18 protein-coding genes are annotated in these 22241 nt (G+C 58.1%); 12 read left to right on the plus strand and 6 right to left on the minus strand.

What is annotated here, in order from left to right:
- The first annotated feature begins 68 nt into the window (after positions 1–68).
- Positions 69–1586: an FAD-dependent monooxygenase gene (locus ACZ6WW_RS06770; RefSeq protein WP_465273515.1), complete on the plus strand. Its 1518-nt coding sequence runs from the start codon at positions 69–71 to the stop codon at positions 1584–1586.
- Positions 1587–1637: 51 nt separating this feature from the next.
- On the opposite strand, the gene ACZ6WW_RS06775 is transcribed toward ACZ6WW_RS06770, so the two are convergent.
- Genes ACZ6WW_RS06775 through ACZ6WW_RS06785 form a run of 3 tightly spaced genes read right to left on the minus strand, consistent with a single transcriptional unit; the run spans position 1638 to position 3711 of the window.
- Positions 1638–3101 (minus strand): FAD-binding oxidoreductase, encoded by a 1464-nt coding sequence (locus ACZ6WW_RS06775; protein ID WP_465273516.1) that lies wholly within the window; start codon positions 3099–3101, stop codon positions 1638–1640.
- Positions 3102–3122: 21 nt separating this feature from the next.
- Positions 3123–3581, minus strand: coding sequence for a cupin domain-containing protein (locus tag ACZ6WW_RS06780; RefSeq protein ID WP_465273517.1), 459 nt, complete (start codon positions 3579–3581; stop codon positions 3123–3125).
- On the minus strand, positions 3553–3711 hold the full coding sequence (locus tag ACZ6WW_RS06785) for a hypothetical protein (protein ID WP_465273518.1): 159 nt from the start codon (positions 3709–3711) through the stop codon (positions 3553–3555). The genes ACZ6WW_RS06780 and ACZ6WW_RS06785 overlap by 29 nt, the downstream gene beginning before the upstream one ends.
- Positions 3712–5928: 2217 nt before the next feature.
- Between ACZ6WW_RS06785 and ACZ6WW_RS06790 the strand changes: the two genes are divergently transcribed.
- Complete coding sequence (locus tag ACZ6WW_RS06790) at positions 5929–6246, plus strand: helix-turn-helix domain-containing protein (protein WP_465273519.1); 318 nt, start codon at positions 5929–5931, stop codon at positions 6244–6246.
- Positions 6247–6313: 67 nt separating this feature from the next.
- Here the strand turns inward: ACZ6WW_RS06790 and ACZ6WW_RS06795 are convergent, their stop codons facing one another.
- A complete protein-coding gene (locus ACZ6WW_RS06795; RefSeq protein ID WP_465273520.1) occupies positions 6314–7117 on the minus strand; it encodes a hypothetical protein in 804 nt (267 codons plus the stop codon).
- A 786-nt stretch (positions 7118–7903) separates the two neighbouring features.
- Here ACZ6WW_RS06795 and ACZ6WW_RS06800 point away from each other — a divergent pair.
- The 7 genes from ACZ6WW_RS06800 (at position 7904) to ACZ6WW_RS06830 (ending at position 17466) form a co-directional block, all read left to right on the plus strand.
- Entirely contained in the window at positions 7904–9712 is a 1809-nt protein-coding gene (locus tag ACZ6WW_RS06800) for a transposase (protein ID WP_465273521.1), read from the plus strand.
- Positions 9709–10620 (plus strand): TniB family NTP-binding protein, encoded by a 912-nt coding sequence (locus ACZ6WW_RS06805; RefSeq protein ID WP_465273522.1) that lies wholly within the window; start codon positions 9709–9711, stop codon positions 10618–10620. The genes ACZ6WW_RS06800 and ACZ6WW_RS06805 overlap by 4 nt, the downstream gene beginning before the upstream one ends.
- 10 nt (positions 10621–10630) lie before the next feature.
- Complete coding sequence (locus ACZ6WW_RS06810; protein ID WP_465273570.1) at positions 10631–11578, plus strand: TniQ family protein; 948 nt, start codon at positions 10631–10633, stop codon at positions 11576–11578.
- Positions 11579–11887: 309 nt separating this feature from the next.
- A complete protein-coding gene (locus tag ACZ6WW_RS06815) occupies positions 11888–13450 on the plus strand; it encodes a recombinase family protein (RefSeq protein ID WP_465273523.1) in 1563 nt (520 codons plus the stop codon).
- On the plus strand, positions 13434–13871 hold the full coding sequence (locus ACZ6WW_RS06820) for a hypothetical protein (protein WP_465273524.1): 438 nt from the start codon (positions 13434–13436) through the stop codon (positions 13869–13871). The genes ACZ6WW_RS06815 and ACZ6WW_RS06820 overlap by 17 nt, the downstream gene beginning before the upstream one ends.
- A gap of 851 nt (positions 13872–14722) precedes the next feature.
- Positions 14723–15469: a response regulator gene (locus ACZ6WW_RS06825; protein WP_465273525.1), complete on the plus strand. Its 747-nt coding sequence runs from the start codon at positions 14723–14725 to the stop codon at positions 15467–15469.
- A gap of 5 nt (positions 15470–15474) precedes the next feature.
- On the plus strand, positions 15475–17466 hold the full coding sequence (locus ACZ6WW_RS06830) for a PAS domain S-box protein (RefSeq protein WP_465273526.1): 1992 nt from the start codon (positions 15475–15477) through the stop codon (positions 17464–17466).
- Here the strand turns inward: ACZ6WW_RS06830 and ACZ6WW_RS06835 are convergent.
- Positions 17460–18188 (minus strand): cyclic nucleotide-binding domain-containing protein, encoded by a 729-nt coding sequence (locus tag ACZ6WW_RS06835; protein ID WP_465273527.1) that lies wholly within the window; start codon positions 18186–18188, stop codon positions 17460–17462. The genes ACZ6WW_RS06830 and ACZ6WW_RS06835 overlap by 7 nt on opposite strands.
- A gap of 204 nt (positions 18189–18392) precedes the next feature.
- Here ACZ6WW_RS06835 and ACZ6WW_RS06840 point away from each other — a divergent pair, with 204 nt between their 5' ends.
- From ACZ6WW_RS06840 to ACZ6WW_RS06850, 3 genes are all read left to right on the plus strand, one after another.
- The gene (locus tag ACZ6WW_RS06840; RefSeq protein ID WP_465273528.1) at positions 18393–19430 is read left to right on the plus strand and encodes a hypothetical protein; all 1038 of its coding nucleotides are present in this window, start codon (positions 18393–18395) and stop codon (positions 19428–19430) included.
- Between the two features lie 152 nt (positions 19431–19582).
- The gene (locus tag ACZ6WW_RS06845) at positions 19583–20029 is read left to right on the plus strand and encodes a CBS domain-containing protein (protein ID WP_465273529.1); all 447 of its coding nucleotides are present in this window, start codon (positions 19583–19585) and stop codon (positions 20027–20029) included.
- 1 nt (position 20030) lies between these two features.
- Positions 20031–20978 carry a L,D-transpeptidase family protein gene (locus ACZ6WW_RS06850; RefSeq protein WP_465273530.1) on the plus strand — a complete coding sequence of 316 codons (948 nt, stop codon included), beginning with the start codon at positions 20031–20033 and terminating at the stop codon, positions 20976–20978.
- A gap of 6 nt (positions 20979–20984) precedes the next feature.
- Here ACZ6WW_RS06850 and ACZ6WW_RS06855 read toward each other — a convergent pair whose 3' ends face one another.
- Positions 20985–22223 (minus strand): NRAMP family divalent metal transporter, encoded by a 1239-nt coding sequence (locus tag ACZ6WW_RS06855; protein ID WP_465273531.1) that lies wholly within the window; start codon positions 22221–22223, stop codon positions 20985–20987.
- Positions 22224–22241 lie beyond the last annotated feature (18 nt).

Consider the following 22241-nt stretch of genomic DNA (forward strand, 5'->3'; position numbering starts at 1 on the left):
CACTGAGTGTAATATTTTCACTAGAGTGGCGATGACCCCAACGCCTGACCTATCGAGAAGACATTCCCATGATCCATGACGTCGTGATTGCCGGAGCCGGTCCGGTCGGCCTGTTCCTCGCATGCGAATTGCGTCTTGCCGGCCTGTCCGTTCTGGTATTGGAGAAATCCTCAGACCCTCGAACGCCCCTGAAACGCTTGCCCTTTGGCATGCGTGGCTTATCGATACCCACCATGGAAGCCCTCTATCGTCGTGGTCTGCTGAGCGACATCGCTTCATCGTCACCGCCGAAAGAGGGGGCAGCCCGTAGTGGGGGCGCACATTGGATGAACCAGTCACGCGGCCCCGGCGGCCATTTCGCGGGTATCCAGTTTTTTCAGGATGCAGTCGACGAGTCGGCATGGCCATACCGCTTGCCCAATCCAGCCGACTCGACGATGGTGGTCGAGCTGGAGTCGTTCGAATCCGTGCTTGCCCGTCGCGCGATCCAGTTGGGGACGGACATCCGGCGCGGCGTGAGCGTCGAACGTTTCGAATCTTCAGATGACGGGGTCACCGTTTTCACCGGCGAAGACACCTTTCAGGCGCGTTGGCTTGTGGGTTGCGATGGTGGTCGCAGCGTGGTTCGCAAGGCTGGCGGTTTCGCGTTTACGGGGACTGATCCTGAGTTCACCGGTTACTCCGTGGACGTGGAACTGGCTGAACCCCACCCGTTACAACCCGGCCGCCATTACACGGACAGCGGCATGTACACCTTTGCATCGCCCGGAACGATTGCGATGGTCGAGTTCGATGGAGGCGCCAACCATCGCATCGCGCCGATCACGCTCGAACATGTGCAGGCGGTGTTGCGCCGGGTCTCGGGCAGCGAGATCGTTGTTTCCGCTCTGAAGCTTGCCACCACCTGGACCGATCGGGCCTATCAGGTCAGCGCCTACCGCAACGGCCGCGTGCTGCTTGCCGGCGATGCCGCGCATATTCATTCACCACTGGGTGGTCAGGGTCTCAACCTGGGGTTGGGCGATGCGATGAACCTTGGCTGGAAACTCGCTGCCATCGTGCGTGGCGATGCACCTGAGAGTTTGCTCGATACTTATCAAAGCGAACGTCAGCCGGTCGGGGCCAGTATCCTGGATTGGTCACGCGCACAGGTCGCCATCATGCGGCCGGGTAAGAGCTCGCGTGCACTCGGAGCGATCATTCGCGACCTGATAGATACGCGCGATGGCGCGACCTATTTTGCCGAGCGCGTATGGGGCGTATCGCTGCGCTACGACCTTGGCGCAGCGCATCCTCTGGTTGGGCGAAGCGTTCCTGATTTCGAGTTTTCCGATGGCACTAGAGTGGGCGAATGGCTTCGAACAGGAAACGGCCTACTCATTGATTTCGAGGCGAGCGAAGCACTAAAAATGCTGCCGACTCGATGGAGCAGGGGAGTCACTTATATCGCCAGCGACACAAAAGACCAACTGGGCTTAAAGGCCATCCTTGTGCGGCCCGATGGCGTCGTTGCCTGGGCCACCGATGCCGCGCCAGAACTTGATGAGGCTGCCAATGCCATGGCGCGATGGTTTGGCGCCCATTGATCGAGGCACACTCTGGCGCTGCTAGTTCGTCGGTACCGAGCCAGGATGCAGCTATAGCCCGCCAGGATGGGGTGCGATGTTGTAGTTCACACGAAAGAAGTTGTGCGGGTCATACTGCTCTTTAACTTGCCCAAGTCGGGCGTACTTCTCTGGGCCGCCAAAAGCTTCAACCACTCGATCCATCTCGTCGAAATTAAGCAGATTGACGTAAATCCCCTTGCCGATCCATGGCGCAAGGGTGCTGAGGATTTTTCGGGTTCTATGGATATAGTTCAGATCATCACGTGGGTCATCCCACTTCATGCCGAGAACCAACCACATTGGGTACTGCCGGTTCGAGAACGCGCTTTCGTCTTCTGCAACGTCGCCAATTGCCCCACCCAAGGCGATGATCTCGATTTCACCGCACATCGGCATCGTTTTCCAGAAGTCAACGAGGATATCGATCGCCTCGTTAGTTAACTTCGAAATATGCGCTTCCTTGGTGTAGTAACGGTGACCATTGGCGAACTCTTCGTCGATGAGGCGTTGGACAGTGCCCGCAAACGGTAGCACCGCTGCGGACTTCGCGCATGGCCGACCAACTTCGCCGAGGCGTTCAACAAGCGCCACACCGTCATGATCATTGGCATCGCCGAGCCACATGGCGATCAGCATTAATAATCGTTTTCCGACGAGTTCTGATGGCACGAACGGTAGGGCCGGCATGTGACGTTTGAACGCGACATGCCAGCCCACATCGCGGCCAAGCGAAGGAAAGAGCGACGCGTAGCCGCGTAACGCTTCGGCAGCATCTTCTGGTTCATATAGGGCTACGCCGACGCGCATCATCGGCCCGAAAACGTGGGCTCGAAACGTGAATCGTGTGACTACTCCAAAGTTACCGCCGCCGCCTCTTAGAGCCCAATACAGGTCGGGATGATGAGTCGCCGAAGCGATGACGATGTCTCCGCTGGCCAGCACTACTTCCAAGGACTCGAACTGGTCGCAAGTCAGGCCGTACTTGCGGGCGAGCCAGCCTATGCCGCCACCCAGGGCCAGGCCGGCAATGCCGGTTTCAGACATGACTCCAGCCGGCACGATCAGTGCGTGGCTCGCCGTAGCCTCGTCGACATCACTTAGCAGGCAGCCTGCCTCGGCATGGACCAACCGACGTTCAACATCTACCGTGACGCGACGCATGCCGCTCATGTCGATGGTCACGCCGCCGTCGCAGAGCGCTTGGCCCGACACCGAGTGCCCCCCGCCGCGGACGGATAACGCCAATCGGTGGACGCGAGCAGCATTTATCACCGCGACCACATCCTCCGAACAGGTGCATCGGGCGATCAGGCTCGGGCGCTTGTTTACCATGGCGTTCCATACTGCGCAGGCGGCTTCGTACTCAGGGCTTTCCGGGCCGATCAGTTGCCCCCTAAAAATGGGGGCAAGATCGGCTATAAGCTCAGCGCGTAATGCATCATCAATGGTGCGTTGCTCGCTGAGGGCAGGGTGGGTCCGATCCCGGGATTTCATATCGATCTCGTGTGTCGTTGTTCAGATGGCTTTCTCATCCCAATTCAACAAGGCATCCAAATCGGGGCGAAGAACGACGCTTTCCTGCTCATTCGGATCAGTCCGAGCGACAATGACAACAGCGGGCTCTTTGTCACTGATATTGCGCTGCGCGTGAGGTGCGCCCGCCGGAATGTAAAAAAAGTCGCCGGCCTTGGCTGTGTGGCTTCTTTGCAGTCGATCTCCGTATCGTTGCTCCACGGCGCCGCTCAGCACATAGACCGCTGACTCATGGCCGTCATGAACATGAGCGAGCGCCTTAACGCCAGGCGGGAACGACACAACATGCATGCAGAGCCCCTTTGCTCCAACGGTGTGAGTGGAAATTCCATCGAAATATGAAATGCCTTGGATGCCAGCTATTTTCTCTTGACTCGAAGCTGCTCCTTGGACTAACACACAAGAAGGTTCTTTATCCTTCAAAAATTCTGGAGTTTTCATCACATGCTCCCGCGGCTAAAAATTCAAACAGACGTCGAAGCTGCACGCAATTTTGGCCAGCCTTAAAATCGGCAGCCAGCATTGTATTTATCACCACTAATAAGGCTATACCGATACTTTCATCACGCATGCGACTCTATCCTGTAGAAGACAAGGAAGATCGAGATTATTTAGTAAATTGAATTTTTCCTGATTTACTAATCTCTCATCGCCTACAGGAAATAGTGGACTTTGAAGGGGCGATGCAGCTCAGACGTGGTAGATAGATAATCCACCGATCTAGGCGACCATGGGTTTTCATAAATACTCCACGGCGCCTTGATGTGATGTTTACGTTGGATAGACAGACAGGTGTTATAAAACGATCACCGTGGCGACGGAGAGTTGCGGTTGATGACGGCTGAAATCCCACTCGCGTGCGGGCCTTTGACTGTGTTGCCGCGCATGCGCCATCCGGTCCATGGGCCTTGGCAGCCGAGCCATCTTGAGTATTGGGATAACCCGACCGGCCGGCGTGACGGCACATGCAGGCGATCCGTGGGCAAGGGAGTTGTCGTCTTTCCCTTGAACTTGTCATCCGCCTTGATCAATAGATTTATACATAATAATCAATATGTTATAAAATCAAAGGGCCTGCCCAGGAACCCATTCGGTGAAAAGATGACACTGTTACCGGGATGATCGGGGAAAAGTGACATGATTTGAGGGCAGTCCGATCACCCGGATCTCAAATCGCCCATCTGACCAGATGAATGCGGCCTCTGGAGCTCATCGATCCTGCGTTACCAGCTCCCGAGCCACAAATGGAACCTGGCCCGCCGGTGTACACCGTTCTCCTGGTAGTCGATCGAGAGGCGCTGCGTGTTCTGGCCTTGGCAAATGAGTAGGTGGTGAGGACGATCTTCCAAGAACAATCGGCTATGACGCCCTCGCGACAAAGGCCGCGATTCATCGACCTTTGTGCTGGTCGAAATATTTTGATCGCCAAATACTGCTTAGCAGTGTCAGGCGACAGTTACGGCAGCGTCCCTGTCGATGCCCACAGGTAAAGAAATCTGGCAGGTAGCCGATCACCAGGTCGAACTGGTCAACATGGTGCCATCTTGAATACTTTCTTGGCTCGCGTTTGCGTTAGCGTTAGGGCATTTTCTGTAAGGCATTTTGCCGAGTTTAACCGCTTTGATTTTCTTCCTATCGAGGCGATCCGCAACGGGCTGACTCTATTTTTTTCGTGGTCCTTGCCTACTGCTTTTTTGGTGTATGTCAGTACGAAGTGGGCTTCGTTGGGGTACTTCCAGTATGTTGAAACTGCAATCCCGGAAGGCCTGGGCCCGCACTTGTGGAACATAACGGGCTCGTTAGCGGCAATTGTGTTTGGGCTCGCACTCTTGCTGCCTCGATGTCTACGCATTGCTTGGTTGGCTAAGTATCTATTCCAAAATACTTTTGTTGCCGGGTCTCTAATGTTAGGCATTCTTATTGGTCAGCTGTTAGCGCTGTCCTTTCCTGGCGCGTGGGGTCTGCTTGAAAGAACTTTTGCTGGGCTTTTTGCTTCATTTTTGACTGTAGTTGTCTTCTTCTTAAATTTCCTACTCTGGTACCTCGCGTCGCTCCTTCCAGAAAAGACTCGGTTGGTTTCAGCGTGCGTCAGTGACGACGCGCTGCAACATGGCGTATCCTCGCATCAAATCATGCATAAGTGGCGGCGAGTTACATGGAGGATTCGAGTTCCCATTGCCATTGTAGTCATGGTTCTTCCAATAATTTTTACACTTTCCGCGACCGCCCCAAAACCGTTGGACTCATGCGTGCATGAAAGTTCCGGGCGCTAGAAATCTAGCGTCGTGAAACCGCTTCTCGATCGAAGTCCTCTCGGATATCTAATCATGCTCGCTTGCTCGTTGGCGTCTGCTTTTGAACGCGTCTGAGTACCGCGTAATGAATTCGGACATGGCACCACGGTACCGAAGCACATCAGAGTTGAGTGATAAACCCAATTCTCGTGTGATTACCGTGGCGTAACGCACCTGAGCTTCCGTGGGCGGCTTGAGGTCGATGTCTAGACATTCTTCTAGGCTGCGACCAAAGCAGAGTGCTAGGCGCACTCTTAGCGCATCCATTGAACCCGCATGCGAGGCTCGGTCAAGCTGAAGCTCCCATGCCTCCCGGACGCTCTCTTCTATCGGGAGAGGGATCTCGCTGTCTTCGCCAAATACGAGTAACACTGGCATATATAGAGAAGCCCGGGTGAGCGCCGGCGCGGCTTGCGGAAATACTACGAAACTCGTAGTATCGCGCGCAAGGCAAAGTTACGAATCTCGTAGGCATCAAGCAGCGAGTTCGTGTCATGCCCCGTGAGCCCGATATCCAGGCGATCTTCCAGCACCGCCTAAAGTGGGCCCGCGAGAGAAGGGAGCTGTCTCAAAAGCAGCTAGGCATTCTTGCAGGACTGGACCCTTTTGTGGCTAGCACACGTGTGAATCGTTACGAGCTTGGTGTTCACAAGCCCGATCTGGCCACCGTGAATCGATTGGCGGATGTGCTTGAGGTGCCCGCCGCCTACTTCTTTGCTCATGATGATCGGCTCGCACGTATGATCTTGGCATTTGATCAGCTGCCGGTCAGTCAGAAGGATGACCTTCTTAAGAAGATTGAGCCGCAATAAATCGGTCTCGGCTCGGCCGCGCATGGTGCTAGAAAGCGAGCGTTGAACGAAGTTTTGCTTTGAAGCATCAAGCCGGTGGCACCTGCCACGGGTCACCAAACCAGCCGGCCGACAACGTGTGCTCAGTTTTGTTGCGCTCGGTAAAAACGCCGGCCAGCACAAGTCCGATGTCGCCTGATGCGCGATCCACCACGATACGAAGGCAAGGAGAGCCACTCATTCCTTGCAGGCGCGGTGCGTTGTGGTTAGTCGGTGCCCACGACTCTGTCAAGACTTCACCAGAGTAGGCAAAGCGCAGGACGCCGGGGTCTGTAAGTTCGGGCGGTGTGTGAAGCGCCATGCCCAAGATCTGTCGGTCTGGTTCTTTGCCTTGGCGAAAATCCAACACCTTATTCCGCGATGCGGGGTAGCCCATAATTACGAAAGACTCTGTACGGATAAATTTGTCACGGGCTGCGCGAGGATTCCATAGTGAGAAGCCTTCGACGTTGGTGATGCCGTAACTTAAAAAATGCGATGCCGGGATTGACCATACGGCTATATCGCGGCTTACGTCGAGATTTCGTTGGCCCACATCGCCAAGTGCGATGCGTAGTTTGCCAATGGTGACGTGCCCTACCTCGAAGCTAAACTCCTCAAACACGTGAGCGGCAGTGATGAGCCTCACTACGTCTGGATTTTCCGGCCATACAACGTAGAAGCCTGTGCCTACTGAATGAAATTGGCCAGGATGATGCGGTTTGGGCATGAGAAAGGAGGCGAGGGCATCTCGATGTGGATCTGCCAAGTCCAGGATGACATTTTTCTTAATGGCATCCGGGATAAGGTGAAATAGCGTGAGAAAAGGGGAGGTGGGGGCGCTTACTGGCATGATCGGGGTATCGGCAAGCCGGTCCTGTGCTTAAGCGGCCTGGACGTGAGTCCTTACGTAACGACGATGAAACTGTCTTGCCCAATTGGTTCTTGCTGGCGAAAAGTTGTCGAAGTTTTCCAAGATTGAGTTAATTGGATTACCAAAGATGGATATCTTGGAACGCCAAAATGTGCGTTTCTTTTACGACGCTAGCCTGATTACTGACGACGCAAAAAAAAAGCCTAGACGATTGTGGGAATTTGTGTAAATTTCCGTCACTTAGAGAGTGTTAGATGATGTGCCAGATCGTGCCCACAATGGTCGCGAGTCACGGGTATTGTCTCTCCCCGGATCCTGAGCACGTCCTCAATCCGTTTCTAGCCACGATCCTGAGGAGTATCTCGAAGCCGAGCAATCAATATAGGGCTGCACCATTTGAGGCGCTAAAAACGACTACGCCCGAGGCTTTTGCCGAGCCTCGGGCGTATAGAAAGCGGTAAAGCGACCAACTTTTCCGAAGTCTCCCCCTGAAGCCAGGGGTGTGTCAAGCGCAAATCGGCCAAATCGAGCATTTGGCGGGGGGCGCGCGTCTCTCCATCGGTCGTAACGGACGAGGTTGCAGTCGCCTCGCGGATGTCCGTGCGCCTAATTTTGGAGAACTTCTATGTCTAGCCACTTTGTTAGTTGGGCCAATGGGCCCTTCAGCGTGCTTCAACTCGAAGATTGGTTGTATGAGGCGAGAGCGACTTCTCGCTTGATACGGTGGATGGATGATATCGAGCGCTCGGGTTTAAGGAGGCCCCTATGAAGCGCGCAATAATGCCCGGAGATCGCTACGCCGTTGATGGCCATGTTGTCGTTATCGCGGGCGTTCATTCCTTGCACGTTGTCGAGGTGCGATATGAGGCAACCGGTGGAGTCGCTACCGTGCCTCGATACAAACTTGAACCTCTTGCAGATGTTGGGCGTTCCTCCGATCCAACAGTCATCACAGATGATGAGTGGAAGCGGGCGTTAGGACTATTCAAGGCGCTCAGTCCTTATAACGAGACATCTGCACTACCTCGCGATGTAGCACGAGCGATTAGTGCTCAATTTGGCATATCGACGCGCCACGTTCAAAGATTACGTGCAAGGCTTATCCGGGAGCCTGTAGTGAGCGCGATGGCCAGGCAAGGGGGAGGGCGCCCTGTCGGCTGCATGACGCTGCCAAAGACAACCGAGCGTGTCATTGCACATTGTATCCAAAAACACTACGCGCGCAGAGAGCCCATTTCAGTTGCGCTTCTTGCGCTGCGTATTCAATCGCTGTGTCGACGTTTAGGAATAAGAAAGCCCAGCGCCAAGGCCGTGCTCTCCCGAGTCAAGCACGAAGAAGGGTTGAGCCTTGATATCAGGCGCTTAGGGGTCAAGGCCGCTAAACAGATCGGAGAGCCGCGGGTAGGACGCCTACGCATCACACAGGCGCTCGCCATGGTGCAGATCGACCATACATTAGTCGATTTAATGGTGCTTTCGCCGGATCGAAGTGAAGTGTTGGGTCGCCCATGGCTTTCGGTTGCTTTCGACATAGCAACCCGGTGTGTGGTCGGCATCTATCTCTCAATGGATGCGCCGTCCTCTGTTTCAGTAGCTCTCTGCATTGAGCATGCTGTCCTCCCTAAGCGAGAGAATGAGCGCGATAGGGAACTGTGGCCGATGCACGGGCTGATGGAGAAATTACATCACGACAATGGCAAGGACTTGCGTAACCAAGGCTTAAAGCGTGGTTGCGAGGAGCATGGAATCAACCTTGTGTGGCGACCCGTGCGAACGCCGCATTATGGCGGACACATCGAACGACAAATGGGCACCTTGATGCAACTCATTCATGGGCTGCCGGGAACGACCTTCAGCAATACGAGGCAGCGGGGGAATTATCCCAGTGATGCACGAGCGACGATGACACTATCTGAGGCTCGCGATTGGCTTGTCGATGCAATATGCCGTCTTTACCATGCCCGGCCGCATCGAGGGCTTGGTGGTATCCCGCCATTGATTGCCTGGGAGAGGGCGTGGCGTGCACCCGACGGGCAACTCGTTAGTCCACCTATGCCCGCGCGAATTAGCGAGTTCAAGATGGACTTTTTACCGGTAGCTAGGCGTCGTCTCCAACGAACCGGCATTGAGTTCAACCGTTCGCGTTATTGGCATCCAAGTCTTGCTGAGTTCATTCGTCCGGGGCGAGAGGTGATATTTCGATACGATCCTCGCGATCCGATGTGCATCTGGGTGGATACGGGAAGACCCGATTTTGTCGTGGCGCGCGCAATTGCCGGGAAGGCTATAGGGGAGCATGCGGTCTTACGGATCGATCAAGATACGCAAAATTCTCTCAATGATCGAATCGACGTGGGATTCGCATGCCGTGATGCCATTGAGGAAAATGCGGCTGCATTGACGCGAAGTCGGCGGCGACAACCATCCGCCAAAAATGAAAGCTATGTGGCCAACATCAGGGGCAAGCGCGGCGGTCGCAAGCGCGGATCTACCACCACGCCGTCTACGGTCAGAGCAGCACCGCTGATGGCTCCGAGTGGACGCCCTCTCATCGTTGAGGATCTCGATCAATGAGCGATGCAATAGTTCATCTAACACAGAGTGCGAAAGATGCGCTGAATTTACCTGTAAGTGAGCGTTGTCGTCGCATTCTTGCGGACAAATTTGTCGTGCATGATCAGATCAATCAGATCTTGGAGTCGCTAGATTATCGGCTAAAGCGGCCGCCGAGTTCGCGCGCGTCGGGGTTGATTGTTTCAGGTGGATCCGGGGCGGGAAAAACAAGCCTAGCCGAGGCCGTCTTGCGACGGTATACCAATGTGCCACCCACGGAGGCGAGGTCGGCCACCCGATACGCCGTGCTGATAAACATGTCTGAAGCGCGAGAGGCGAAGCAAGTGCATTTGCATCTCCTGCAAGCTTTAGGTTGTCCTAACGGGATTCGTTACACAGGTGAGGCGAGACGCGATCTTGCATTCTCACTTGCCCGTGAAGCGTCGCTTAAATTGATTGTCATCGACGAGATCCAAGACATTCTCATTGGAACCCCGCGACAACAGCAGCTGTCATTGGAAGTCATTAAGAGCATGATGAACGGCTTGGGCGTAACAGTGTTCGCGCTTGGCACGCCTGAGGCTGAGCACGTTATGGCAATGAATGAGCACCTACGGGAACGTTTTGAATTTCATAGCCTGCCCAAATGGAAGGCGGACAGCTTCCTGGCGGCGTTTCTACGTGCATTCGAGTCGTCATTGCCTATGGCTGAGTCGTCGAACCTTCATCATCAGGCGACGATGCGTTATCTCGTTAATACTTCTGGCGGTGTGCTGACGCGAATTGTAGAGCTAGTTACTCGCGCTGCGGTGCTGTCGCTGCAACACGGACATGAGCGCATCATGGACGAATTTCTAATGAAGGCAGACAAGCACTATCCCCAGCTGACCTGGGACGAAAATATCGGGGTGAAACATGGCGATGAGTGACATACTTGCCATGCAATTACAAGATAGATGGTGGATTGCTTCTCCTGGCGTTGATGAGTCCCTGCGCTCACTTGTTGAACGAGCTGACCGTTTGTACGGCGTGTCGCAGGATGACGTAAGGACATGGCAAGATCAGGGCGTACGACTAGGCGATACGAGGCTCGATGTTCCAACTGCCAGTGAATTAGTCCGGTTGGCACGTGTTCTCAGTGTTCCTGCTCGCGCGCTATACGAACATCGCTTGGAAGATGGCCCGCATTTATTGGTGCGAGAGGAGCGGCGAGCATACTGCCCGCAATGCCTCAAAGAAGATCGCGTAGCCGGTCGCCCGCGGACATTTCGGCGCGCATGGGCGCGCATTTTTGTGGTCAGTTGCGATGAGCACAATATCGCTCTGCAATGGGCAGAGCCACGGCTGGCGGCAATCGCCGACGTGGAGCTGGAGTCTGGCTTAAGCCCCTCAACTCAACCGGAAAAGACGATTCTCGCACTCGTTAACTGGTTCGCTCGCACGTTAGAGGCTTGCTTATGGCGGGGTGAGCCTTGGCCCCGCGATTGGCGGGGTAGTCCGCAGGCCGCTCGTGCATGTCTAATTCGGTGTTTGAGCAACCTAACCGGAGATCTCGCGTTACCACCTGTAGCGCAACTTTGGATTCAGCCTTCGTTATCGCCATTCGTCGCTTTTTCGCAGCGTAGGGTCCCTGCGCTTCGTGGTGCGCCGTGGGACGTGGTGCGCCGGATAGGGCGGCCCGCATGGCGTCGGGCCGCCCTTTGGTTAACTGCTTGGGAGGTGATTCCGGGCTTGCCTGCGCAATTAAAGCCAGAAACGATTCCTGTCGCATTCCTTGCTAGTACGGACCTTTGGTGGCACACCTTCCCATCGGCACCACGTATGCGGAAGTTGTATCGAACATATGCAGCGTTGAGGCGACTCTGTATTTGCCTTCCAGGTTGCTAGGTGCCGTAGCGATCTATGCATCGACCACGCGCGAAACATCCGTTGTTAGGAGTGATCGGTGCCTCCTCGTTCTGAAGAAAGCAATTTCATGAATGGTGCATTTCGAGATCGCGCATTACGCATACCACCAGCTAAGCAAAGATGTGTCGATGCTTTCCATGTTCTCCATTTTAGCGTCAATTGAAAAGAACAAGGATACAGTTGGCAAAAGGTAGAACGAGGTGGGACCAAGCGATAGGTGTGTTGATTTGCTTTAGCCACAAGGAGGGCGTAGCGTCGACGTGTCGTAAACAAACGCCTTGTATTCCGATGCCTACTGAAACTCACCACGGGAGGCCGGGCTCGGCCATTCCCGTGGCCGAGTATGTGCGCATGTCCACGGACAAGCAGGACACCTCGGTGGCGAATCAGCGGACTGCTATTGCCGCCTACGCCAGTGCCCATCACATGGTGGTGGCACAAAGCTACGTGGATGAAGGGCGTAGCGGACTTGACCTGGAAGGCCGCCCGGCGCTTCAGCGTCTCCTGGATGATGTCCAAAAGCACTGCACAGGATGCACGGCCATCCTTGTTCTGGATGTCAGCCGCTGGGGACGCTTTCAGAACGTGGATGAGTCTGCTTTCTACGAATTCCTCTGCACCCAACACGGTCTACGCGTCATCTACGTCGCCGAGCCCTTTACAGGAGGGGAAGGGCCGCTACATGCGGTCCTCAAGAGCCTGAAGCGTTCGATGGCTGCGGAATACAGCCGTGAACTCTCGGCCAAGGTCTTTGCAGGCCAAGCTCGGTTAGTTCGCGCGGGCTTCGCCATGGGCGGTCCCGCCGCCTATGGGCTGAGTCGGATGCTGGTCGACGCTTCGGGTAAGCCTCGATGCATCTTGAAGCCAGGTGAACGTAAAAGCATCGCCACGGATCGCGTTCGCCTAGTGCTCGGGCCACGTGATGAGGTAGCTGTCGTGCGCTGGATGTTTAAGCAGGCGGCCGCCGGCGTCAGCATGAATGACATCGCACGGCGGCTCAATCAGAAAGGGAAGCGCCCCGCGAGAGGGGGCCCGTCTTGGAGCGCATCCACGATTCGAGGCATGCTTGAAGACGAGCGCTACTTGGGCAAACTCGTCTTCGGGCGAGACCCGTCACGGAGACTCTCTCAGCCCGATCCATCACAGCCGGAGCCCGAGCCTATTCGTATGGATCATGCGTTCCCTGCCATTGTTACGCAGGAGTTGTTTGATACTGCCCGTGAACAGCGCGAGCTAAGAGCTAGGAGGCTTACGGACGATGAGATGCTGGAAGCCTTGCGCGAGCTTTGGCAGCGCGAGGGCCGTATTAATTTCCATCTGATGGCCACCGATCCAAAGACACCCACCTCGCAAGCCTATCTCCACCGCTTCGGGAGCTTGCGAGCAGCCTACAAACGCATTGGCTACATCCAGGAACGAGATCTAGATTATGGAGACATCCGTGATCGGATTCGGGTGTGGCTTCCCAGTGTGATGGGATGCGTGCGAGAAGCCCTTGAAGACGATGGCTCAACAGTGACCCAGGAGGGGCGCACACTCCGCATTGACGAGACCTGGTCCGCATCGTTCCATTTGATGCAATCGTCTCAGGCTGGCCACGGGAATATTCGCTGGATCGTGCCGCGCTTCCGTAGCACGGCGGACATTCTGGTTGGCATTCGCATGGACGTGAGAGGGGAGCGGCCCCTGGACTATCTGATTCTTCCGGCCGTTAGCGCGAAAACGTGGCCGGATGTGATCCAGAACAGTCCCGATGCTGGTGCTCGCTTCTATCTGTTCGATTCGCTTCGCGTCCTTCGTGAACTGGCCGCCCTCTCCATGGGAGTTCCGGATCATGCATGCGACGGATAAGAGACGTTGGATACGCGAACAGCAGATGATCGCGTCGCTGGATATGATTTACCACCTTTGTGCGCGTCATTGCCGGTCCATTGCGGCGGCCTGCTTGCGCCTGCGTGACGATCCCATTTATGAGGACGTCTTGGGGCGTGACGGATACCGGCTATCTTCGGTTGCCTCAAAGCTTCTTGAAGAACCTGCACATGCTCAAGGCACTCCCATGTTGCGCCTTGCGGTAACGCGGCGATTGCTGCTTCAGGTGATGGATCGCAAGGAGGTCGTCGTGTGGCTGGCGCGAGATCATCCAGAAACATTGTCCATTCTGCTCAATGCGGCCGATTTCGATGGGCTTGGCGTCGGTGATTTTGAGGAGGATCCGGTGCCTGTAGCGAAGCGAGAGAGGAGACGCATCAAAGCTGGCAACTTTCGTTGAATCCAGCCGAGGCGTCGCTCTTGGGTCAATATCGCCATGTTGAGCTCATGCATGAAGGTGCTTGATGTAGCCTGGATGGCTATTTGAAGTCCAGACTTGATGGCGAATTCTAGATTAAGGGCCGCCGCAGTAAGGGCGGCCATTCCCAATCTCTCGGCACGTCTAGCGACTTCCCGTGATCTGAAGCATGCTTCAACATGCTTTTTTTCGATGAGAGAGGTCACTGTCGAGATGGCGCAACTCAGCAGCAACTGAACATCTTTCGTCATGTTGGCTTCCTTTCTTCCGTGCAAGGAAGCCTATGAACTCGGCTTAGCATGGACCATAGGAATGTTCCGAAACTTCAGTCGGAGCAGACCCATAGGAGCGGCTTCTCATTCCCCTCGCCAATCTACTAGGGCTAACACATCTTCGCTTTGCCGCATCCTGACGCTGAGGCGACGATTAGTGGTCGTTATCGAGGGTAGGGGGCTGAGCCGTCACCTATCGTCTACCGCCGCAGTTCCCTTGACCAGGATCAAGACGCCTTCCTCTCCTTGCGATCATGCTTTTCATGCGTCGAACTCCCTGGCCACGAGGATCATCATGAAAAGCGAACCCCTGCCTCCTTTACCTAAATCTACCTTGATATTGAGTACGGTCGTTGTCGCTAGTGCATCTCTTGCCTATATGAGCGAGTCGCTGGCTTGGCGTTGGGGACTTGGGCTGCTGTGCTTGGCGGCCATCATTCTATGGACGACGTTTATTTTTCGGCCGACCGGGAAGGGCAAGTCGCCAGCCCCTTAGCTCGTCTGGGCAGTCTGGCGTGTCCGCTGATAAGATAAATCCGGACATGGCCTGTGCGATATCCTATGACGATGTCTTCCGAAGGTAGCCGGTCCCATCCGCATCTGCTCGTTGTTGACGACGACGACGAGATCGTTGCGCTCATTCGCCGGTATTTTTCAGCCCAGGGCTTCACCGTCAGTGCAGCGCACGATGGATCCAGCGCGAGAGAACTCCTGTCTCGGGAGTCGGTGGATGTAATTCTGCTAGACCTGGGCTTGCCTAAGGAAGACGGGCTGGAAGTCTGTCGCCAACTTCGCATGCACTGGTCCGGCGCCATCATCATGGTCACCGGGCGCGGTGATGCCGTCGACCGCATTGTCGGCCTTGAGCTGGGTGCGGATGATTACGTCACCAAGCCCTTCGATCTGCGGGAACTCCTGGCACGCGTACGAAGCGTCCTTCGACGACTGGCTGTGCGGCCACCGGTCACGCCCGTCCCAGCCGTCGATACACAGACCATGACGTTCGCCGACTTCGTCCTGGATCTGGGACGCCACACCCTGTCCCGGAAGGACGGCGAGGAAATAAGGCTCACCAGTGGTGAATTCGACCTGCTGCGTGTCCTGGCGCAGCATCCCAACCGGGTGCTCAGCCGTGACCAGATCATGGGGTACCTTCACGGTCACGGCGCCGGTCCGTTTGACCGTGCGGTGGATGTCCAGATCGGTCGCTTGAGACGCAAACTGGAAGAAGACCCCCAGCAGCCGCGCTTGATCAAGTCGATACGCGGTACCGGATATCTGTTCGCTTCCCCCGTCCTTTCCGGGTAGCTGCCATGTTCCGCGAACTGTTTGATATCGCACCCGATGCCATGCTTGCGGTGGATGAAACGGGTCATATCGTGCGGGTGAACGGCCAGGCCGAAAGGCTTTTTGGCTATGCCGAGCGGGACCTGGTCGGCCGGCCCATCGAGATGCTGATTCCCGAGCGTGCACGCGCCGCGCACAAGGGGCACGTGGCCGAGTACGCGCACAATCCGCGGGTACGTCCCATGGGCGCCGGGCAGGAATTGACGGGCTTGCGAGCCGATGGCTCCGAGTTTCCCGTCGAAGTGGCGTTGAGCCCGGTTCGTTCGGAGAACAGTGCTCTGTATGTCGCGGCGATCCGCGACATTTCGGAGACGCAGCGCGCCCGTCAGGCGATGACGCGCGCACGCCATGACAGTGCGATCGCACAAATCGGGCAGCTGTTGCTTGCTGCACCCAATCTGGGGGAAGCGATCGAGGTGATGACGCAGCAGGTAGCTGCCGCTTTGCAGGTGCAGGGTGTGGTGTTGGCCTTCAAGGAGGGCTTGCACGAACGCATGGTTGTGCATACGTCACTGGGCGTATCGATGGATGTGGTGGACACGATCAATCGTAAGCTCCCCTCGGGTTTGATCGAGGCGCTTTCGATGGACAACACGCCCCGTATTTTCGAGCCAGCCATGTTGTCGGCCAGTGCGGCCGCGTCGTTTTCCGCTGCCGCCATCGCTCCGCTACTCGATCCGATGCGGCCTGCTGGTGCGCTGCTGATATTTTCTCGCGCTGCGCGTGAGTTCGATCATGATGCGATGCACTTCCTGCGCTCGTTTGCCCTCATGCTCACGAGCGCCATCCAGCGCATTCAGACGCAAGATCGGCTACTGCACGCGCAGCGTCTGGATGCCGTCGGGCAACTGACTGGCGGGATCGCGCACGATTTCAACAATCTCCTGACAATCATTTCAGGCAACTTGCAAATACTCGAGGATGAGCTGAGCAGTCGTCCGGATGTACTGGATGTGGTCGGAGCGGCCCGACGCGCCGCGACACGCGGCGCGGATCTGACACGCAAACTGCTGGCTTTTGCCCGACGGCAGCAATTGTCGCCCCAGGTCTGTGTGGTGGACACGCTACTGAACGACCTCGGCGACATGCTGCGACGCACGCTGGACGATGCGATCGACCTGCAGATCCATTGTCCGAGCGACATACCGCCGATCTTTGTGGATCCGGGGCAGCTCGATGCGGCGCTGGTGAATCTCGCGATCAATGCCCGGGACGCGATGCCGCGTGGCGGTAGGCTATCGATTGCGGTGACCGTCAGGGACGAGCGGCCACCTGAGCACGAAGCCGCAGCAACAGCGACCTACGTCGTCCTGGCTGTACGCGATACCGGCATGGGCATGTCACCGGAGGTGCTGGCCCACGCCTTCGAACCGTTTTTTACGACCAAGGAGCAACACAAGGGCACCGGCCTTGGCCTGAGCATGGTGTATGGCTTCGTCAAGCAATCGGGCGGGCATTTGACGATCGAGAGCAAGCTCGGTTATGGCACTTGCATCGAACTGCATTTACCGGCGGCCGAGTCCGTTAGCGTGATGGGCCAACCCGGGAGCACACAGCATGCGCCGGCGCCGACTGACCAAGGTGTGGTCCTCGTGGTGGAGGACGAGTCCGACGTTCGCGATGTGGCGTTACGTTTTCTTCGATCATTGGGCTACAGGGCGCATGGCGTGCGCGATGCCGAACAGGCCTTGGACACGCTTGACCGATGGCCGGATGTCACGCTGGTTTTTTCGGACATCATGCTCGGTAGCGGCATGACCGGCATGGCATTGGCGCAAAGGCTGCAGGCGACGCGACCGGATCTGGCCGTGCTACTGACTACCGGTGATGCGCGTTCGTGGCAGGCCGAGAGCCATGGCCATCATGACTACGAATTGTTGCCCAAGCCGTATCTTCGCGATGACCTGGGCATGGCCTTGCTGCGTGCCATCCATAGGCAACGCGCTTCGCGTCAATGAACGCGTTCGGCCTGCTCGGCCAACCGCGACAGCGCGACGGCGTCGATGATCTGCACTTCACGCAGGTGGACACGGATAACGTCCAAGGCGACTAGGTGCGACAGTGCGCGCGTGACGGTCTCGTGTTTGAGTGCCAGGAAGCTGGCGATGTCGATGCGGCTCATGCGCAGCACGAAATGCCGATCGCTGAATCCCAGCGCTTGATACCGCGCAGCCATCTGAAGCAGAAACGAAGCGACGCGTTGCTCCGCACCCAGCGTACTTTGCGCGAGCATCCAGCGCCGGTCGTGACGGATTTCCTCGGCCAGCAGGTCAGCCAGGCGCGCCTGGAGTGCCGGGACCGTGGCACAGGCGCGCAGCAGACCGGCGTAGGGCACCTCCCAGACCACGCTGGTATCGAGCGCCACCGCCGAGCAGACATGCACACTCGAGCCAATCGCTTCGGCACCCAGCATGTCCCCGCGCATGCGAAAGGCCGTCACGCGCTCCCGTCCATCCTCGGACACCAAGGTATTTTTGAGGAAGCCCGCGTGTACCAGAAAGATCGATCGGAAGGGCTGGCCGGCGCGATACAGCGATTGGCCGGCGTCGAGCTTGTGCATCTGGACCAGCATGTGAGTCCGCAGGGTGTCCAAGTCGAACCCGGACAGCGGCGGCCGGACCTGCTCGGTGGCGCTCGATGGCGGTGTGCAAAGGAACCGTTCCTGCAACGCTGCATTCATGATCGTTCTCCCCGGTATGCGCTGATGCCCTGGGGATGAAGTTAGCGGTCATTGTCGACGCGCGGATGAGCGCGCGGTAACGCTGAGTAACGGTTTGTAACTGACATCGGAACCGCAGGGCGCGCGGTCGCGCCTTGATGTATATCAATGCGAACCGTCGCGGTCGGCCTAGATTCTCCAGCCATAGAAGCTTGCCTGGCCGCCATGATCACCCAAGACACTCCCTCTCCCTTTGTCGACCCTGCCGCGGTGGAAGCGTGGGACGCATGGTTTCGCTGGCGTGAGCATGATCGGTTGCAGGACATCACGATCGACGGCACCTGGCAGCGCGTGGCCCGTGCATTGACCACGGCCTTGCCCGCTGATGAGCGTGCCCAGGCCGAGCAGGACATCCTAGAGGCGTTCCGCGCGTGGGAGGTGTTGCTCGATGAGCGCGTCCTGGCCACCGCCGGGACGGGCGCGCCCGATTGGCCCAGCGACGGGCTGACAGCCGTCGTGAACGTGGCCACCTTTGTGCGTGGTGTGGGTGGGCTGCCATATATTGATCTCGCTGGTGTGCGGCGCGCGGCGAGCCTGGCCGTCACCTTGACCGATCTGGCGGCGTGGGCAGCCGATGCCCATCGAGGGCGGATCCTGCACCCGCGTATCGGCATCATCGGCTTTGGCGATGCCTTGGTCTTGCTGCGCATGAACTATGGCAGCGCGGCGGCGTTGCGCGTGGCCGCCCAAGTCGCCCAGGGATTATTGGTCGGCGCGATCACTGGCTCGATCGAACAGGCGGCGCGTTACGGGGGATTGGTGCGTGCGGGCGAGAGGCGGTCGGTGCAGTGGCTGTCCGAGCTTCCTCCCGCGCTGCGCGACATCGGCCAAAAAGTTGGGTTGCGACATGCGACGCTGACCGCCATCGCGCCGCAGCCGCAGTTGGCCCTGTTTGCCAACGGGGTGGCCGACGGTATCGATCCCGCGCTGCGCAAGCCGTGCGAGCGCCGGGTGGGTGCGGGGCAGAGCGCGCGCATCATCCCTTCGCTCGGCTACGCGCAAATCGTGCTTTCCCTTCATGGCCTGACCGCCGAGTGGCCGAGCCTGTCGGCGGAACAGCTGGCTTCCGCGATGCGAGAAACCGTGGACATCATGCAGCCCTGGATCGATCGCCCCATCACTCAACCGCGCCTCCCTGTCGAGGTGTCGGACCACGCCATCCGCCCCTGCCTGTCACCGCCGTGGCGCGGGGAGGTCCTTTAAAAAAAAGCCGCCATAACGGCGGCGGGTGCGTGCATCGCACGAGCTCAGAAGGCATGGCCTCAAAAGTGCGAGCTCGCCGATAGGTTAGGTCAGGCACGCGATGTCGGCTTGATCGCGATCAATAACGTGGCACACGATCCTGGAGCGCAACGATGCGAGCTCAACAGATAGGCCATTCGCGGGTCATCCAGACCCAAGCGGAGGTCCCCTTGACCGAGGCGGCGCGCATCATGCGTCAACACCAAATCGGCTGCCTCGTCGTGACGGCGGCATCCTCGGAGGGAATCATACCCATCGGCATACTCACGCACCGCGACGTGGTGTTCCGGGCGTGCGCGGTTGCCTGCGATGTGAGTGCCCTGACCGTGGGCGATGTTATGTCTTCACCGGCGGTCTGCTGCCGCACGGACCACTCGGTGGACGAGCTGGTCGCCATCATGCAGGGCAACGGTACGCGTCGCCTGCCGATGATCGATGACGCCGGTCGCCTTGCGGGCATCGTCTGCAGCAACGATGTGCTGGGGGCGATAGGCGAACTGCTTACCGGGTTGGCGCAAGCCGATAGCGCCGGCGGCCGGCAAGATCGACTGGAGATCTGAGATGCGCGGCAGGTTTACAGGGGTGGGTCGCATCGTGGTGCTCATCGTGCGCCTGAGCGGGGCGACGGTGTCGCTCGCTGCATCCGCGGCCTATTTCTGGCATCCGGAAATCGCACCACGGGGCCCCAGGGTGATCGTGGTCAGCCTGAAGGAACAACGGATCTTCGTTTACAGCAACGGCACGCTGATCGGTGCGGCACCGGTCAGTAGCGGTAAACCGGGCTACGACACACCGCCGGGGGTGTATCGCGTCCTGCAGAAAGAGCGCGAGCACTATTCCAATCGCTACGACAATGCGCCCATGCCATTCATGCAGCGCCTGACCTGGGACGGCGTGGCGCTTCATAGCGGCGAGGTGCCGGATCATCCGGCCTCGCACGGTTGTATCCGGCTGCCACCGGCGTTTGCCCAACGGCTGTTCGCCGCGACGCGTGCAGGCGATGTCGTCGTCGTGGCCGGCGATGGTGCCGCGCCCGTGGACCAGCTGTACCCGGCCGTGGTGGCCCCCATCAATCTGGCCGGGCAGCCGATGCTGCTCGATGGGCAGGACGCCTCGTCGCTTGCGGTACTGGACACCTCGCCGTTGAACATCGTCGTCAGCACCCATGATCTGCGCGTGTATGTTCTGCAAAATGGCGTGCTGCTCGCATCGTCCCCCATCACGGTGGATGCGAACTACCCGTTCGCCGGCACGGTGCTGTATGTGCTCGATCCGCCACGGACGAATACTGTCCGCGGTGTGCATCATTGGTTGGCCTATCGGTTGGCCGGGGATGGCGCGGTACCGGATGCTTCCGATGTCGCTCAGCACATCCGCGCACCGGAGGTCTTTGGTGCGCCCTTGCGTCAGGCGCTGCAACCGGGTGCCGCCGTCCTCGTCACGGACAAGCCGGGGCGTCATCGCGACGTTGCGGACGAAGGCGAGCAGGACAATGACGTGCCACCATGAGTGATATCACGCGATCAGCCCGGACGCGGCGATCGCCATGATGGCCGTCGCTGTCCAGCCCAGCCAGCGCAAGGGGCCGCGGACGGTAAATTCACCCATGACGCTCGGTCGGCCCGACAGCCACATGATGACCGCCATCAACGGTACCGAGATCACGCCATTGATCACGGCCGACCAGAACAGCATGCGGATAGGGTCGATGGGCGAGAGCGTCATGAGCGTGCCCAACAGCGTGGCACCACCGAGAATCGCATAGAACACGCGCGCTTCGGCCGGCTTGCTGCCCAGGCCGCCGCGTACCCCCAAGGCTTCGGCCACCGCGTACGCCGCCGAGCCGGCGAGCACGGGTACGGCGAGCAATCCCGTACCGATGATGCCCAGGCAAAAAAGCAGCGCCGCGAACGGGCCGGCCAAGGGTTCGAGTGCCTGGGCCGCATCCGCCGAGCTGCGGATCGTCGTGACACCATGGACGTGCAGCACGGCCGCCGCCGTGAGCATGATGAAAAACGCCACGGTGTTCGAGTACAGCATGCCGATGTTGGTATCGGTGCGGATGCGTGCGAAGGCGTCCCTGGCCTGCGTCGGCACCTGCAGCAGCGGCGAAGAGTCCGGATCGGCCTCTTCCTCTTCGGCCTCCTGCGAGGCCTGCCAGAAGAACAGGTAGGGGCTGATGGTCGTGCCAAGCACCGCGGTGATAGTGACCAGGTACGCGTGGTCCACATGGTGTGGCCACACGTGGAGAGCCAGGGTGCGCCACGGGATGTCGACAATGCACGCGGTCAGGACATAGGCGAACAGACTCAGCGTCATCACCTTGAGCCAGGGGGCGTAACGGGGAAACGGTACGAATGTTTCCAACCCCAGGGAGAGCAAAGCCAGGCCCAGCGCGTACACGGTCGACCGGCCACCCGTGACCAGCGCGGCCGCCTGGCCCATCGCACCGATATCGGCGCCCAGATTGATGACATTGTTGATGAGTAACAGCCCCACCAGGCTGGACACGAGCCAACGCGGCATGATCCGGCGCATGTTGTCGGCCAGGCCGCGGCCCGTCACGCGTCCGACGTGCGCACTCACCATCTGGATGCCAATCATCAACGGCAGCGTGAATACGGCCGTCCACAGCACGCCGTAGCTAAACTGAGCGCCGGCCTGCGAATAAGTGGCCACGCCGCTGGGGTCGTCGTCGGCGGCGCCGGTGACCAGGCCCGCACCCAGTCGGCGCCACCAGTAGGGGGATTTCACGCATACAGCTGAAGAGAC

It is taken from the genome of Dyella sp. NPDC103356 (assembly GCF_055584465.1).